Below are 16070 nucleotides of genomic sequence, written 5' to 3'. Positions count from 1 at the left end.
GCCTGTGCGGGTGCGAGAGCAGCCCGAGCAGCAAGCCCCTCCGGTCCAGCGCCTGCGCATCCGCTACGCCAAGCGCGGACGCCTCCGCTTCACCAGCCACCGCGACTTCAGCCGCGCCTTCGAGCGCGCCGTCTTCCGCGCCCGCGTGCCGATGGCCTACTCCTCCGGCTTCAACCCCCACCCCCGCATCTCCTACGCCGGGGCAGCACCGACGGGCTCCGCGAGCGAGGCGGAGTACCTCGAGATCGGGCTCGCCGAGGTCGTCGACGTCGCCGCGGTCCGGGCGTCGCTGGAGGAGGCGCTGCCCGACGGGCTCGACATCCTCGAGGTCGCGGTCTCTCCCGGGGGCTCGCTCGCCGACCTGCTCCAGGCCAGCCACTGGCGTCTCGACGTCGCCGCGGAGGAGTCGGACGCCGGGGCTGCGGTCGAGGCCTTCCTGGGGCAGGAGTCGGTGGAGGTCGAGCGGATGACCAAGAAGGGTCTGCGCACCTTCGACTGCCGCGCCGCCGTGCTCAGCCTCGAGGCCGGCCCCGTGACGGGTGCGGGGGTGGGGGCGCGCTCGACGCTCGACCTGGTGCTGCGCCACGGCGTGCCCTCGGTGCGGCCCGACGACGTGCTCACCGGCCTGGCGGCCGTCGGCGGCCTCCAGGCGGGGCCCGCTCCGCTGCTGACCCGGCTGGCCCAGGGTCCGCTGGAGGAGTCGACCGGCACGGTCGGCGACCCGCTCGCAGCGCGGACATGACCTGGATCGACGGCCCGTGTGCGATACTCGCCACGGTCGTCGCACCGGTGGAACCTGCCGCGGACGACGACCCGACGACGTTCTCGCCGGCCCGCACTCTCGGGGTCGGCACAGTGGGTGCGACGTCGGCGCCAGACCGCGACGCGGCCCGGCAGGCTCGGTGACAGCGAGTCGGCCCCCGGCTCCGGGATCCTCCCGGGGCAGGCCCAGCGACCGCGGCAGGCGACGACGACGCGTCCAGTGACGCACCGCGGAGGGTGTCGCCGCCACCGAAGGCTTACGCGTCGTGCCCCGGACCTCCTGCGGGCCGACGTCTGACACGTCCGGGTCGCCAGTGCGCCGCCCGGGCAGAGGAGCACCACATGCCCGACGAGAACCTGGGCGAGGACGTCACCACCGACACGGGCGCCGACACGGCCCCCACCGTCACCGTGACGACCCGCAAGGCCGCGGCCAAGAAGACGACCGCGAAGAAGACGGCCGCCAAGAAGACCGCCGCCGACGCCCCCGCGAAGAAGGCCGCCGCCAAGAAGGCGCCGGCCAAGCGCACCACGAAGAAGGCGGCGGCCGCCGAGCCGTCGACCCCGGACCCGGCGCCCGCCGACGTCGCCCCGGACGCCCCCGCCGAGGTGGCGGTCGACGCGCCTGCCGAGGCTCCGGGCGAGGCGCCCGCGGAGAAGCCGGCCAAGAAGGCCGCCGCCCGCAAGAGTGCCGCCAAGAAGGCGCCGGCCGCGAAGAGGGCCACCACCACGACCCGCACCCGCAAGAGCGCGGCGACCAGGGCCGCGGAGGCGGCCGCCGCCGAGGCGCCGGCGCCCGAGGCCGTCGTGACCGAGGCCCCGGTCCAGACGCCCGCCGAGACGCCCGCTGAGACCGAGGTGGCCGCGGCGCCGGCCGTGCTCTTCCAGGCGCCCGACGCCGCGAAGGCCACCAAGGCGACCGTGACCCGCCGCACCCGGGGCAGGGCCGCGGCTCCCGTGCGGACCGAGCCCACCCCCGAGCCCGCCCCCGAGCCCGCCCCCGCGGAGACCCCGACCGAGGTCGTGGCCGAGACTCCCGACGAGACACCCGCCGAGGCGGCCACCGACGCCCCCGCGCGCACCCGCACCACGACGACCACGCGCAGCCGCGGTCGCAGCCGCTCGGCCGGCGGGACCCGCACCGCCGCGCCGCAGGAGGCGGCACCCGAGGAGGACGAGCTCGAGGCCGTCGCCGCGAGCGTGGCTCCCACCACCGGGCCCGCCGACGAGGCCGACACCGCCCGGGGCGGCGCCGACGCGTCGGCCGACGACACCGACGAGCCCGACGACGCCGACGAGGCCGACGAGGCCGACGAGTCCGAGGACTCCGACGAGGACCGCTCCGAGGGCGGTGGCGGCCGACGTCGTCGCCGCCGCGGTGGCCGTCGTCGCCGCAAGTCCGGCGACGGGGGCTCCGGCCGCTCCGAGGACGACTCCGAGGACGACTCCGAGGGCCAGCACGCCAGCGGCGACGCGGAGAGGGACTCCGACCAGGACGCCGACCAGGGCTCCGCCCGTGACGGCGGCCAGGGGCGCCAGGGCAACCGGGGCGGCGGCAACCAGGGCGGCAACCAGGGCGGCGGCCGAGGTGGTCAGCGCCAGGGTGGCGACACCGGCCCCCAGGAGCAGGGCGCCAAGGACGACACCGAGTCCGGCGAGGGCTCCTCGCGCCGGCGTCGTCGCCGGCGCCGCTCGGGCGACGACGGGGGAGAGCAGGGCGACGACCCCGACAACACCGTGACCCGGGTGCGCAAGCCGCGCTCGGCCGAGGACGAGATCACCGCGATCTCGGGCTCCACGCGCCTCGAGGCCAAGAAGCAGCGCCGCCGCGACGGTCGCGAGGCCGGCCGTCGCCGCGCGCCGATCGTGTCGGAGGCCGAGTTCCTGGCCCGTCGCGAGGCGGTCGACCGGACCATGGTCATCCGCCAGCGCGAGGACCTCACCCAGATCGGCGTGCTCGAGGACAAGGTGCTCGTCGAGCACTACGTCGCCCGCGAGTCGCAGACCTCGATCATCGGCAACGTCTACATCGGGCGCGTGCAGAACGTGCTGCCCTCGATGGAGGCCGCCTTCATCGACATCGGCAAGGGCCGCAACGCCGTCCTCTACGCCGGCGAGGTCAACTGGTCCGCGCTGGGCCACCGCGACGGCCAGCCCCGCAAGATCGAGTCGGTGCTGTCCTCGGGTCAGCCGGTCCTCGTGCAGGTCACCAAGGACCCGATCGGCCACAAGGGCGCCCGGCTCACCAGCCAGATCAGCCTGGCCGGCCGCTTCCTGGTCTACGTGCCCGACGGCACGACCAGCGGCATCTCCCGCAAGCTGCCCGACACCGAGCGCAACCGCCTCAAGACGCTGCTCAAGGAGATCGTGCCCGAGGGCGCCGGCGTCATCGTCCGCACCGCGGCCGAGGGTGCCTCCGAGGACGAGCTGACCCGCGACGTCGAGCGGCTCAAGGCGCGCTGGGAGGACATCGAGAAGAAGTCCAAGGGCAGCGCCCCCCAGCTGCTCTACGGAGAGCCCGACCTCACGCTCAAGGTGGTCCGTGACCTCTTCACCGAGGACTTCGCGACCCTGGTCATCCAGGGCGACGACGCCTGGGACACCGTGCAGAGCTACGTCTCGCACGTCGCCCCCGACCTCGCCGACCGCCTGCAGCGCTACGAGCCCGCCGAGCACAACGGCCACGACCTCTTCACGACCTACCGCGTCGACGAGCAGATCGCCAAGGGTCTCGACCGCAAGGTCTGGCTGCCCTCCGGCGGCTCGCTGGTGATCGACCGGACCGAGGCGATGACCGTCGTCGACGTCAACACCGGCAAGTTCACCGGCTCGGGCGGCAACCTCGAGGAGACCGTCACCAAGAACAACCTCGAGGCGGCCGAGGAGATCGTGCGCCAGCTCCGGCTGCGCGACATCGGCGGCATCATCGTCGTCGACTTCATCGACATGGTGCTGGAGTCCAACCGCGACCTCGTGCTGCGACGTCTCGTGGAGTGCCTCGGGCGCGACCGCACCCGCCACCAGGTCGCCGAGGTGACCTCGCTGGGCCTGGTGCAGATGACGCGCAAGCGCATCGGCACCGGACTGCTCGAGGCCTTCAGCGACAACTGCGAGCACTGCCAGGGTCGCGGCATCGTCACCCACGACGAGCCCGTCGAGCCCAAGCGCGACGACGAGGGTCGGCGCGGTGGCAACCGCAGCGGCGGCGGCAACGGCGGCGGCAACGACGGCGGCCAGGGCGGACGCCGCTCGCGCGGCGGTCGCGGCCGCGGCCAGGACGACCAGGCCGAGCAGAGCGGCGGCCAGGGCGACGGGGGAGCCTCCAAGCCCCCCACCCCGCCCTCCCCGAAGGACATCGCGGCCATGGCGCGCCCCGAGCCGACCGAGGCGAGCGAGCCCACCGAGACGGACGAGGCCCCGGTCGCCGCGGCACCCGAGCAGCCGGTCGCCGAGCAGCCGGTCGCCGAGCAGCCCGAGGCCGAGCAGCCCGAGGCCGAGCAGCCGGAGGCCGAGCAGCCGGAGGCCGAGCAGACGACGGTGGTCACCCGCAGCCGTCGCCGCGGTGCGAGCCGCACGGCGCCCACGGTGACCGAGCCGGTCGCGGCCGAGGACCCCGTGGTCGCGCCGGTGGAGCCGACGCCGGCCCCGACGCCCGAGCCGGTGGCCCCGCCGGAGCCCGACGCGGTGAGCGAGGCCCAGGCCGCGCAGGCCCCCGCCACCACGGTGGTGACCCGCACCCGTCGTCGTACCGCGGCCCGGCCCGCCGCAGCGCCTGAGCCGACGTCGGCGGCGGAGCCCGCACCGCAGTCGGCCCCTGACCCCGACCCGGCGCCCGCGCCGGAGGCCGACCCGGAGCCGCCCGCGGCGCCGGCCGAGCCGACCGTCGTGACCCGCACGCGCACCCGCCGCGCCACCCGCCCCGCCGGCCCCCCTGCCGGTGGGACCGCCGGTGAGGCGACTGGTGAGCAGGCCGAGGAGTCCGCGGAGGAGGGCTCGGCCGCGCACGTGCCGGTCAAGAAGAAGGGCGCCCGCAAGCGCTGAGCCGGCCCGTCCGGCGCCACGGCCCGCCGGGGCGACACCGAATTGCTGTCGCCCCGGCGGGTCCGTACTATGGGTCCTCGGTGCGCTGATGCGTGCCCTTCTGTGTGGCACCACCCACGACGCCCGGCCGGTCAGGCCCGGTGCGGCGGCACGGGAGCCCCAGACCACCGACTTACCTGTCAACTGACACAGCACAACCCGACGAAGGAGACCGCGGTGTACGCGATCGTGCGCGCAGGCGCCAAGCAGCAGAAGGTTGCCGTGGGCGACGTCATCGAGATCGACAAGGTGACGACCGGGGTCGGCGAGACGCTGACGCTGCCCGTCGTCCTCGCCGTCGACGGCGAGAGCGTCACCTCCGACTCCTCGGCCCTCGACAAGGCCTCGGTGACCGTCGAGGTGCTCGGCGCCACCAAGGGCCCCAAGATCATCATCCAGAAGTACAAGAACAAGACCGGCTACAAGAAGCGCCAGGGTCACCGTCAGAAGTACACCCAGGTCAAGGTCACCGACATCTCCCTCTGAGCCTTCCCGGTCTCAGGCTTCCTGCAGCGCACACCAAAGGATTCGACATGGCACACAAGAAGGGCGCGGCGTCCACCAAGAACGGTCGCGACTCCAACTCCCAGCGCCTCGGCGTCAAGCGCTACGGCGGCCAGCTGGTCAACGCCGGCGAGATCATCGTGCGCCAGCGCGGCACCCACTTCCACCCGGGCAGCGGCGTCGGCCGCGGCGGCGACGACACCCTGTTCGCGCTGCAGGCCGGTGCGGTCGAGTTCGGCACGCGCCGTGGCCGTCGCGTCGTCAACATCGTCCCGGGCGAGTGAGCTGACGCTCCCACCTGGCACACCAGGCTCTTCCACGTTGGGCGTCCCGGACCTCCGGGGCGCCCTTCGTCGTCCGCAGCACCCCTGAGCAGCACCCCTGAGCACCACCTCTGAGCACCACCACCGAGAGAAGGCACCATGGCTGTCCCCACGTTCGTCGACCGGGTCACGCTGCACATCAGCGCAGGCCGGGGAGGCAACGGTGTGGCCTCGGTGCACCGTGAGAAGTTCAAGCCCCTCGGCGGCCCCGACGGCGGCAACGGGGGCCCCGGCGGCTCGGTGATCCTGCGCGTCGACCCCGACGTGACCACGCTGCTCGACTACCACCACAGCCCCAAGCGTCGCGCCGAGCACGGCGGGCACGGCGCCGGCGCCCACCGCAACGGCGGCCACGGCGCCGACCTCGTGCTGCCGGTGCCCGACGGCACCGTGGTGGCCGACCCGCGCGGCGAGGTGCTGGCCGACATGGTCGGGCCCGGCACCGAGCTGGTCATCGCCCAGGGCGGGCGCGGCGGTCTCGGCAACGCCGCGCTGGCCTCCTCCAAGCGCAAGGCCCCCGGCTTCGCGCTGCTCGGTGAGCCCGGCGACGAGCTCGAGATCGTGCTCGAGCTCAAGGTCGTCGCCGACATCGGCCTCGTGGGCTTCCCCAGCGCCGGCAAGTCGAGCCTGATCGCCGCGATCTCGCGGGCGCGGCCCAAGATCGCCGACTACCCCTTCACCACCCTGGTGCCCAACCTGGGCGTCGTCACCGGCGGCGACACCACCTTCACCGTCGCCGACGTGCCCGGCCTCATCGAGGGCGCCAGCGAGGGCCGCGGCCTGGGCCACGACTTCCTGCGCCACATCGAGCGCTGCGCGGCGCTCGTGCACGTCATCGACACCGCCTCCATCGAGCCGGGTCGCAACCCCGTCGACGACCTCGACGTCATCGAGAACGAGCTGAGCCGTTACGGCGGCCTCGAGGACCGCCCGCGCCTGGTCGCGCTCAACAAGATCGACGTGCCCGACGGCCGCGACCTCTCCGACATCACCATCGACGACCTGCGCGAGCGCGGCCTGCGCGTCATCCCGATCTCCGCCGCCTCCGGCGAGGGCCTGCGTGAGCTGACCTTCGCGATGGCCGAGATCGTGGCCGCGGCGCGCGCCGCGAAGCCTGCGGTGGAGACCACCCGCATCGTGCTGCGGCCCCAGGGCGCCGACGGCAGCGGCGACTTCACCGTCTCCCAGACCGTCGACGGCTGGCGCGTGCGCGGCACCAAGCCCGAGCGGTGGGTGCGCCAGACCGACTTCAGCAACGACGAGGCCGTCGGCTTCCTCGCCGACCGCCTCGACCGGCTCGGCGTGGAGGAGAAGCTGCTGTCGATGGGCGCCCAGGAGGGCGACGCCGTGCTCATCGGCGACCCCGACAACGCCGTCGTCTTCGACTTCAAGCCCGGCATGGACGCCGGCGCCGAGATGCTCGGTCGCCGCGGCGAGGACCAGCGCATCGACCACTCCCGCCCGGCGGCCAGCCGCCGCCGCGAGATCGACGAGGCCATGGAGCACCGCGCCGAGGGCGAGACCCGCGCCGACGTGGCGCGCCGTCTCGACGCCGAGCGCAAGGGCCAGACCTACGGGCCCTCGTCGTACGAGATCGGCGGGAGCGAGGACCCGGACTGGTCCGAGCAGGACCCCGGCCGGTGAGCGGCGGCGCCGGTCGCGAGGTCGTGCTGGCCGCGCGCCGGATCGTGGTCAAGGTCGGCTCGTCGTCGCTGACCACCGCCGCCGGCGGGATCGACCCCGAGCGGGTCCGTGCCCTGGTCGACGCGCTGGCCGCCGCCCGCGCCCGCGGCGCCGAGGTGGTGCTGGTGTCCTCAGGAGCCATCGCCGCCGGCCTGGCGCCGCTGGGCCTGGCTCGTCGTCCGCGCGGCCTGGCCGCCCAGCAGGCGGCCGCGGCGGTCGGCCAGGGCCTGCTGGTGCACCGCTACACCGAGGAGCTGCGCCGCCACGACCTCACCGCCGGCCAGGTGCTGCTCACCGCCGACGACGTCACCCGGCGCTCGCACTACCGCAACGCCTACCAGACCTTCGCCAAGCTCCTCGAGCTCGGTGTGCTGCCCATCGTCAACGAGAACGACACGGTGGCGACCTCGGAGATCCGCTTCGGCGACAACGACCGCCTCGCCGCTCTGGTCTCCCACCTCGTGCACGCCGACCTGCTCGTGCTGCTCTCCGACGTCGACGGGCTCTACGACGCCGACCCCCGCGAGCCCGGCAGCGCGCTGGTGCCGGAGGTCCACGGACTCGACGACCTCGGCGGGGTGCGGATCGGGTCCACCGGCGCCGCGGGCGTCGGCACCGGCGGCATGGAGACCAAGGTCGAGGCCGCCCGCATCGCCACCGGCGCCGGCATCCCGGTGGTGCTGACCTCTGCGGCCCGGGCCGGCGAGGCCGTCGCCGGCGAGCCCGTCGGCACGCTCTTCCACAGCACCGGCAGGCGCCGCCCGACCCGGCTGCTGTGGCTGGCCCACGCCACCGAGCCCCGCGGCACCCTCGTGCTCGACGCCGGCGCCGTGCGCGCGGTGGTCGAGCGCCGCGCCTCGCTGCTGGCCGCCGGGGTCACCGGTCACACCGGGGTCTTCCACGCCGGCGACCCGGTCGACCTGGTCGACCCCGAGGGCCGCCCGGTGGCGCGCGGGCTGGTCAACGTCGACGCCACGGAGGTGCCCGGGCTGCTCGGCCGCTCCTACGAGCGCGAGCTCGTGCACCGCGACGCCCTCGTCGTGCTCTGAGCACCCACCGGCCCACGTCGCCGGTCCAGGTCGGGCTGGGGCCCGTTGCTACCTTCGGCCCCGTGCGGTGGCGAGGCGCGGTGTGGTGGCTCCTGCTGGCGGCGACCCTCGGGCCCGCCCTGCTGCTCACCGCGCTGAGGTCTACCGACCCGAGGCCCGGCTGGGCGGTGCAGGCGGTCGCCTTCACCCCCCTCGCCCTGCCCCTGTACGCCGCAGCCCTGCTGCTCCTGCTGGGCCGGGCGCTCACCCGCGGCCGCAGCGGCCGCCGCGGCCCGGCCGTCGTCGCGGCCCTCGTGGTGCTGGGCCTCGGGGGGCTGCACGCGTGGTGGTGGTCGCCGCTGGTGGCGGGCACGCCGCCCGACGCGGGCGACGGTGCGCGGGTGACGGTGATGACGGCCAACCTGCTCAAGGGGCGGGCCGACGGCGCCGAGGTCGTGCGCGCGGCGGTCGACGCCGACGTCGACGTGCTGGTGCTGGAGGAGGTCACCGACGACGTGCTGGCCGACATGGAGCGCGCCGGGCTCGACGAGCTGCTGCCCGAGCGGATCGGGGAGACCGGTGCCTCGATCGACGGCACGATGGTGCTGTCGCGGGCGCCGCTCGGCGAGGCGACCGCGGTGGACACCTTCACCCAGACCTGGGGCGTCGAGGTCGACCTCGGGGACGCGACCGTGCGGCTGCTGGCCGTGCACCCCGCCGCCCCGGTCGACCCCGAGCGCTGGCACGCCGACCTCGACCTGCTGCGCGACGTCGCCCGCGACACCGACGCCGACGTCGTCGTCGGCGACTTCAACGCCACCCTCGACCACGCGCCGATGCGCCGCCTCCTCGACGACGGCTACGCCGACGCGGCCGCCGAGACCAACGCCGGCTGGCAGCCCACCTGGCCGGCCAACGGGCTGTTCCCCGTGCTCGGGGTGCCGCTTCCCACCTCGGTGGCGATCGACCACGTGCTCGTGGGCGAGGACGTGCTGGCCCTCGACACCCGCACCGTGGAGATCGGGGGCACCGACCACCTCGCCCTCGTGGCCGACCTCGTGGTCGTGGGCTGAGCGGCCCCGCCGTACCCTGGGAGGGACATGACCGCCACTCCCGTCTACCTCGACCACGCCGCCACCACCCCGATGGTGCCGGCCGCGATCGAGACCATGACGCGGCACCTGGCCGACGTGGGCAACCCCAGCTCGCTGCACGCCTCGGGCCGCCACGCCCGGCGCGTGGTGGAGGAGGCCCGCGAGCAGATCGCGCACGCGGTGGGCTGCCGGCCCGGCGAGGTCGTCTTCACCTCCGGCGGCACCGAGGCCGACAACCTCGCGGTCAAGGGCATCTTCTGGTCGCGCCGCAGCGCCGACCCGCGTCGCGTGCGGGTGCTGGCCACCGCGGTGGAGCACCACGCGGTGCTCGACCCCGTGCACTGGCTGGGGGAGCACGAGGGCGCCGAGGTCGAGCTGCTCGCGGTCGACGGCGAGGGCCGGGTCGACCTCGACGCGCTGCGCGCCACCATCGAGCGCGACCCCGCCTCGGTGGCGCTGGTGTCGGTGATGTGGGGCAACAACGAGGTCGGCACCCTGCAGCCGGTGGCCGAGGTCGTCGCGCTCGCCGCGCCCCACGGGATCCCGGTGCACAGCGACGCCGTGCAGGCCCTCGGCGCCGTGCCGCTGGACTTCGCGGCCTCCGGGCTCGACGCGATGACCGTCACCGGCCACAAGGTCGGCGGCCCCTACGGCGTGGGCGCGCTGCTGGTGCGCCGCCAGGTCGAGGTGACCGCCCTGGTGCACGGTGGCGGGCAGGAGCGCGACATCCGCAGCGGCACCATCGACACCCCCGCGATCGCGGGCTTCGCCACCGCGGTCGCGCACGCCGTGGAGCACCAGGCCGCCCACGCGGAGCGGGTGGCGGCCCTGCGCGACCGTCTCGTGGCCGGCCTGCTGGCCGCCGTGCCCGGGGCGGTGCTCAACGGCGACCCGGTCGAGCGGCTGCCCGGCAACGCCCACCTGTCCTTCCCCGGCTGCGAGGGCGACTCGCTGCTCATGCTGCTCGACGCGCGCGGCATCGAGTGCTCCACCGGCTCGGCCTGCTCGGCCGGCGTGCCGCAGGCCTCCCACGTGCTGCTGGCCATGGGCCACCCCGACGACGAGGCCCGCAGCTCGCTGCGCTTCTCCCTGGGCCACACCTCCACCGACGCCGACGTCGACGCCGTGCTGGAGGCCATCGGCCCCGTCGTGGCGCGGGCCCGGGCGGCGCGGCTGTGAAGGTCCTCGCCGCCATGTCGGGCGGCGTCGACTCCGCGGTGGCCGCGGCCCGCGCGGCCGAGGCGGGCCACGACGTCACCGGCATCCACCTTGCGCTGTCGCGCAACCCGGCGTCGTACCGCTCGGGCGCTCGCGGCTGCTGCACCATCGAGGACGCCAACGACGCCCGCCGCGCGGCCGACGTCATCGGCATCCCGTTCTACGTCTGGGACCTCTCCGAGCGCTTCCACGCCGACGTGGTCGAGGACTTCATGGACGAGTACGCCGCCGGCCGCACGCCCAACCCGTGCCTGCGGTGCAACGAGCGGATCAAGTTCGCCGCCGTGCTCGACCGGGCCCTCGCGCTGGGCTTCGACGCCGTCGCCACCGGCCACTACGCGCAGCTGCGCACGGGCACCGACGGCCTGGTCGAGATGCACCGCGCCGCCGACGCCGGCAAGGACCAGTCCTACGTGCTCGGGGTGCTCGACCAGCAGCAGCTGGTCCACTCGCTCTTCCCCCTCGGCGACACCCCCAAGCCCGCCGTGCGCGCCGAGGCCGAGCGGCGCGGGCTGCTCGTGGCCGACAAGCCCGACAGCCACGACATCTGCTTCGTCGCCGACGGCGACAACGCCGGCTGGCTGCGCGAGAAGCTCGGCGACCGCGCGCCCAACCACGGCGGCGCCATCGTCGACGACGCCACGGGGGAAGAGCTGGGCCGCCACGACGGCACGTTCGGCTTCACCATCGGCCAGCGCAAGGGGCTGCGGCTCGGGGTGCCCGCCCCCGACGGGCGGCCGCGCTTCGTGCTCGACATCGAGCCGGTGGAGGGCACCGTGCGCGTCGGGCCGCGCGAGCGGCTCGCGGTGAGCGCCCTGGAGGCCGACCGCCCCCGCTGGTGCGGCACCGTGCCGCGGGTGCTGGAGGGCCCCGCGGTCACCGTGCAGCTGCGCGCCCACGGCGCCGAGCACCGCGCCCGGGTCGAGGTGCACGACGGCGACCGGGTGCGCGTCGAGCTGCTCGACCACGCCTCCGGCATCGCCCCCGGCCAGGCCGCGGTCTTCTACGACGGCACCCGCGTCGTCGGCTCCGCCACCATCACCGCGACCACCCGGGTCGCCGCGTGAGCGCCGCATGACCGCCGCCACCGGCATCGGCTCGATGCCCGGCGACGACGACGCCGCCGTCGCCGAGGCGACGCGCACCGTGCTCGACAGCCTTCCCGACCTGCCCCACCTCGTGGAGCTGCCCGGCCGCGGCGCCACCGCCTCGATGACCGGGCGCGGCCTCGCGGTGCTGGCCGAGCTGGGTGCCGACCTCCAGCCCGCCGGCTGGCGCCTGACCGGCGGCGGCGCCGGGGTCGACCACCGGCGCGCCCGCAGCCTGCTCGCCCAGGACCTCGACGTGCTGGAGGAGCAGGCCCAGGGCCTGTCGGGCTCCTTCAAGATCCAGGTGGCCGGGCCGTGGACCCTGGCCGCCACCGTGGAGCGGCCCCGCGGCGACAAGCTGCTGGCCGACGCCGGGGCGCGCCGCGAGCTGGCCCAGGCGCTGGCCGAGGGCGTGCGCGACCACGTGCGCGACGTGCGGCGGCGCCTGCCCGACGTCACCCGGCTCGTCGTGCAGGTCGACGAGCCCGCGCTGGCCGCGGTGCTCGACGCCCGGGTGCCCACCGCGTCCGGCTTCGGCCGCCACCGCACCGTGCACCCGCCCGAGGCCTCCGACGCTCTCGGCTGGGTGCTCGGCGCCGCGACCGAGGCGGGCGGCGAGGCGTGGGTGCACACCTGCGCCGCCGGCACACCTCTCGGACTCCTGCGCGGCGCCGGGGCCCGCGGCCTCGCCGTCGACCTGTCACTGATGACCGCCGCCGACCACGACGCCCTCGGCGAGGCGCTCGAGGCCGGCGACAGCGTCGTGCTCGGCATCGTGCCGACCACCGCCGCCGCGGCCGGGCCCGAGGCGGGGGAGAGGGCGCTCGTCGAGCGGGTCGAGCGCTGGCTCGACATGCTCGGGATCGACCCCGGCACCGTCTCCGGGCAGCTGCTCGTCAGCCCGGCGTGCGGCCTCGCCGGCGCCGACGTCGCCTGGTCGCGCCGCGCGCTGGCCCTGTCGAGCGACACCGCGCGCCGCCTGAGCTGAGGGCTCCGCCGTACGACGGCCGCACCCGGGCCGCACCCGGGCGGCACGGGCACCGACGCCACGGGCCCGGTCACCGAGGTGACCGGGCCCGTGGCGTCGAGCGGTGGGGTGCGGGCGTCAGCCCAGGTGCACCGGGGCGCCCTCGGGGCCGTCGGTGGCGAGCTCCTCGTGCTTGACGTCGAGGAAGAGCCACACGATGAGCGAGCCGACCAGGATCATCGCCGAGCCGACGAGGAAGGCCGCGGTCGCGCCGTCGGTGAAGGAGCCGAGCTGCGTGGCGGCGCCGACGACCTGCGGGATCTGGTCGCCGCTGAGGCCCTGCTGCTGCGCGGCCGCGAGCAGGTCGGGGGAGAGCTCCTCGCCCCGGCCGCTGGCGAAGTGCAGCGACACGGTGGCGAGCACGGCGAGGCCGAGGGCGCCGCCGACCTGCTGCATGGTGTTGAGCACGCCCGAGCCGATGCCGCTGTCCTCGGCGCGCACGTGGTGGACGGCGGTGAGGGTCAGCGGCACGAAGACCATGCCCATGCCGAAGCTCATCAGCACGATGAAGGGGAAGATCGAGGCCCAGTAGTTGAGGTCCTCGCCCACGGGCTGGCCGCCCGGCATCACGGCCTGGAGCAGGTTGGCGCTCGACTCGTCGACCGAGAGCCGCGAGAAGCCGAAGAGCGCGATCGCGGCCAGCAGCGTGCCGGTGCCGGCGATGAAGCGCGGGTCGATGCGGTTGACGAGGTTCGACGACAGGCCCGCGCCGATCACGATGCCCACCGAGAACGGCAGGAACGCGAAGCCGGTGTGCAGCGGGCTGTAGCCCACGACCTGCTGGATGAAGAGGCTGAGGAAGAAGAACATCGCGAACATCGCGGCCGGCACGAGCATCATCACCAGGAAGCTGGCCGCACGGGTGCGGTTCTGGAAGATGCGGATCGGCAGCAGCGGGTGGGCCGCACGCGACTCCACGAACGCGAAGGCCACCAGCAGCGCGACGCCGGCCACCAGCGAGGCGATGGTCCAGGTGTCGCCCCAGCCGTGGGCCTCCTCGCCGGCGCGGGTCAGGCCGTAGACCAGGCCGAGCAGACCCAGGGTGCCGGTGACGGCGCCGGGCACGTCGAGCTGGCCCTCGGTGCCCTCGGACTCGTTGAGGAAGCGCGGGGCGAGGGCGGCGGCGACCAGGCCGATCGGGACGTTGATGAGGAAGGTGAGGCGCCAGCCGTCGACGTCGACGCCGAGCAGCTGCGGGGAGATGCCGGTGAGCCAGCCGCCGAGGATGAGGCCCACGGCCGCGCCGGCGCCCGACATGGCGGCGTAGACGGCGAAGGCGCGGTTGCGCGCGGGGCCGGCCGGGAAGGTCGTGGTGATGAGCGCCAGGGCGGCGGGCGAGGCGAGCGCCGCGCCGAGGCCCTGGAGGCCACGGGCCGCGAGCAGCAGCGGCTCGTTGGTGGCGATGCCGCCGAGCAGCGAGGCGACCGCGAAGACGACCAGGCCGATCATGAAGACGCGGCGGCGGCCGTAGAGGTCGCCGAGGCGGCCACCGAGGAGCAGCAGGCCGCCGAAGGCCAGGGCGTAGCCGGTGACGATCCAGGTGAGGTTGGCCTGGTCGATGTCGAGGTCGGCGCCGATGAAGGGCAGGGCGATGTTGGCGATGGTGGCGTCGAGCACGACCATCAGCTGCGCGATCGAGATCACGACGAGGGCCCAGCCGAGGCGGAGCTGGCGCGGCTCGTGCGCCCCTGCCTGCTGGTCGGGCGGTGCGGTGTCGGTCATGGGATGTCCTTGGTCTGGTCGAGACGTGGTGGAGACGTGGTGGAGCGGGCGGGCCCGGTCAGGGTCGGCGGGTCGCCGCGGGGAGGATGATCTGGTCGATCACCCGCGTGATGGTGTCGGCGTCGGGCGCTCGCCCGAGCAGGAAGACGCGGTGCATGACGATGCCGGCCAGGGCCGGCTCGATGAGCTCGAGGTCGACGTCGTCGCGCAGCTCGCCCCGGGCGCGGGCCCGCTCCCAGATCGTGCGGGAGCCGGCGATCTTGGCCTCGAGGACGTCGCGGCGGAAGGCGGTGGCGAACTCCGGGTCGACGCTGATCGCGGTGAGGATGCTGGTGAAGTGCGAGACCGTCTCGTCGTCGGTCAGACCGCCCATCCCGCAGAAGGCGGCGCGCAGGTCCTCGCGCAGGCTCCCGGTGTCGGGCAGGTCGGGCTGCTGCTTGGCCGCCTTGAGGGCGTCGATGACCAGGGCCACCTTGCCCCCGCCCCAGCGGCGGTAGAGCGTCGCCTTCGACGCCTTGGCCCGGGTGGCGACGGCGTCCATGGTGAGGCGGTCGTAGCCGACCTCGCCCAGCAGCTCGAGGGTGGCGTCGAGGATCTCCTGCTCGCGGTCTCCCTCGACGCGCGGTCGGGTCTCGGCGGGGGTCATGGCTGCTCCACGTCTGGTCGTGCGGTCCGTTCACCTGGATGAAACGAAACGGTTCCGTTCCATCCCGAACAGCATGGCACGCCCAGGTGTTCCCGCGCCAACGCGCGGATGTCGGTCCGGCGTCCCGCGGGGGGAGGGGGGAGGGGCGGGGTGCGCGCTCAGTCGGGGCGGCGGTGCTCGGTGCGGTGCTCGGTGCGGTGCTCGGGCCGGTGCTCGGGCCGGTGCTGGAGGAGGTCGAGCACGCCCTCGGTGGCCACGCGGTTCCAGTCCTCGACCCGGCGGAACATGTAGTGCCCCACGCGGCCCATGTCGACGAGGCGGGCCGACGCCGCGACGCGGGCCGCACGCTCGACGTACGCCGCGGTCTGGCGGGCCGAGGTGATCTTGTCGCTGCGGCCGTGGGCGGCGAGCAGGTGCCGGCCGGTGAGGGCGCGCACGGGCTCGTCGGGCGGGAGCCACGGTGCGAGCGCGACCACGCCGGCGACCCGGTCGTCGTCGGCGACGTGCACGGCGGTGCGCGCGCCCATGGAGTGACCGAGCAGCACGACGGGGGTGTCGGCGAGCTCGGCACGGGCCCGGGCGAGGGCCCACCGGGCGTCGGCGATGGCGCCCGCGCCGTCGAGGTTCCACCCGCGGGCGCGGTAGCGCAGCAGCCAGGTCGAGGCGCCGGCCTCGTGCAGGGCGGGGGTGATGGCCCGCTGCAGGGCCGCCACGCGGCGCCACGACGCGCTGCGACCGTCGACGACCTGCTGCGAGGTGGGCTTGCCGCCGTGGAGCATCAGCACGAGCGCCCGGGGAGCGCCCTCGACGTCGAGCCGGGTCAGCGAGGGTGCGGGGCGATCGGCGTGCGGGGTGGTCACGGTGCTTCTTCGGTGCCGCGGCGGGGGGTGGATGG

Annotated in this window: 13 protein-coding genes; 10 read left to right on the top strand and 3 right to left on the bottom strand. The window is 75.1% G+C overall.

Features of this window, described 5'->3' with window-relative positions; genetic code table 11:
• Positions 1-10 precede the first annotated feature (10 nt).
• The 10 genes from M3673_RS12425 to M3673_RS12380 all read left to right on the top strand — a co-directional run bounded on the left by M3673_RS12425 (position 11) and on the right by M3673_RS12380 (position 12768).
• A complete protein-coding gene (locus tag M3673_RS12425; RefSeq protein WP_251534075.1) occupies positions 11-742 on the top strand; it encodes a TIGR03936 family radical SAM-associated protein in 732 nt (243 codons plus the stop codon).
• A gap of 362 nt (positions 743-1104) precedes the next feature.
• Positions 1105-4803 (top strand): Rne/Rng family ribonuclease, encoded by a 3699-nt coding sequence (locus M3673_RS12420; protein WP_251534073.1) that lies wholly within the window; start codon positions 1105-1107, stop codon positions 4801-4803.
• A 216-nt stretch (positions 4804-5019) separates the two neighbouring features.
• The gene (gene rplU, locus M3673_RS12415) at positions 5020-5328 is read left to right on the top strand and encodes a 50S ribosomal protein L21 (RefSeq protein WP_056863758.1); all 309 of its coding nucleotides are present in this window, start codon (positions 5020-5022) and stop codon (positions 5326-5328) included.
• A 47-nt stretch (positions 5329-5375) separates the two neighbouring features.
• A complete protein-coding gene (rpmA, locus tag M3673_RS12410) occupies positions 5376-5630 on the top strand; it encodes a 50S ribosomal protein L27 (protein WP_056863759.1) in 255 nt (84 codons plus the stop codon).
• A 138-nt stretch (positions 5631-5768) separates the two neighbouring features.
• Positions 5769-7313: a GTPase ObgE gene (gene obgE / locus M3673_RS12405; RefSeq protein ID WP_056863760.1), complete on the top strand. Its 1545-nt coding sequence runs from the start codon at positions 5769-5771 to the stop codon at positions 7311-7313.
• A complete protein-coding gene (gene proB / locus M3673_RS12400; RefSeq protein WP_193661360.1) occupies positions 7310-8401 on the top strand; it encodes a glutamate 5-kinase in 1092 nt (363 codons plus the stop codon). Before obgE ends, proB begins: the two co-directional genes overlap by 4 nt.
• Positions 8402-8463: 62 nt before the next feature.
• Positions 8464-9453: an endonuclease/exonuclease/phosphatase family protein gene (locus M3673_RS12395; RefSeq protein WP_251534072.1), complete on the top strand. Its 990-nt coding sequence runs from the start codon at positions 8464-8466 to the stop codon at positions 9451-9453.
• Positions 9454-9480: 27 nt separating this feature from the next.
• On the top strand, positions 9481-10653 hold the full coding sequence (locus tag M3673_RS12390) for a cysteine desulfurase family protein (protein ID WP_251534070.1): 1173 nt from the start codon (positions 9481-9483) through the stop codon (positions 10651-10653).
• Positions 10650-11759, top strand: coding sequence for a tRNA 2-thiouridine(34) synthase MnmA (gene mnmA / locus M3673_RS12385; RefSeq protein ID WP_251534068.1), 1110 nt, complete (start codon positions 10650-10652; stop codon positions 11757-11759). Before M3673_RS12390 ends, mnmA begins: the two co-directional genes overlap by 4 nt.
• A 7-nt stretch (positions 11760-11766) precedes the next feature.
• Complete coding sequence (locus tag M3673_RS12380) at positions 11767-12768, top strand: methionine synthase (protein WP_251534062.1); 1002 nt, start codon at positions 11767-11769, stop codon at positions 12766-12768.
• A 117-nt stretch (positions 12769-12885) separates the two neighbouring features.
• Here M3673_RS12380 and M3673_RS12375 read toward each other — a convergent pair whose 3' ends face one another.
• From M3673_RS12375 to M3673_RS12365, 3 genes are all read right to left on the bottom strand, one after another.
• Positions 12886-14529, bottom strand: coding sequence for an MFS transporter (locus M3673_RS12375; protein ID WP_193661356.1), 1644 nt, complete (start codon positions 14527-14529; stop codon positions 12886-12888).
• A gap of 58 nt (positions 14530-14587) precedes the next feature.
• Positions 14588-15175, bottom strand: a complete 588-nt coding sequence (locus M3673_RS12370; protein WP_251534060.1) for a TetR/AcrR family transcriptional regulator — start codon at positions 15173-15175, stop codon at positions 14588-14590.
• A gap of 158 nt (positions 15176-15333) precedes the next feature.
• Positions 15334-16035 (bottom strand): alpha/beta fold hydrolase, encoded by a 702-nt coding sequence (locus M3673_RS12365; protein ID WP_251534059.1) that lies wholly within the window; start codon positions 16033-16035, stop codon positions 15334-15336.
• Positions 16036-16070: the final 35 nt, after the last annotated feature.

This window comes from Nocardioides sp. P86 (assembly GCF_023712465.1).
Lineage (GTDB): Bacteria > Actinomycetota > Actinomycetes > Propionibacteriales > Nocardioidaceae > Nocardioides > Nocardioides kribbensis.
Note: the sequence above shows the minus strand (reverse complement) of the source record. Positions and strands in the feature narration are given on the sequence as shown.

Coding starts and splice junctions, on each gene's coding strand:
- M3673_RS12380 (WP_251534062.1), top strand. CDS start 11,767: ATGACCGCCGCCACCGGCATCGGCTCGATGCCCGGCGACGACGACGCC.
- M3673_RS12390 (WP_251534070.1), top strand. CDS start 9,481: ATGACCGCCACTCCCGTCTACCTCGACCACGCCGCCACCACCCCGATG.
- rpmA (WP_056863759.1), top strand. CDS start 5,376: ATGGCACACAAGAAGGGCGCGGCGTCCACCAAGAACGGTCGCGACTCC.
- M3673_RS12420 (WP_251534073.1), top strand. CDS start 1,105: ATGCCCGACGAGAACCTGGGCGAGGACGTCACCACCGACACGGGCGCC.
- obgE (WP_056863760.1), top strand. CDS start 5,769: ATGGCTGTCCCCACGTTCGTCGACCGGGTCACGCTGCACATCAGCGCA.
- M3673_RS12375 (WP_193661356.1), bottom strand. CDS start 14,529: ATGACCGACACCGCACCGCCCGACCAGCAGGCAGGGGCGCACGAGCCG.
- M3673_RS12370 (WP_251534060.1), bottom strand. CDS start 15,175: ATGACCCCCGCCGAGACCCGACCGCGCGTCGAGGGAGACCGCGAGCAG.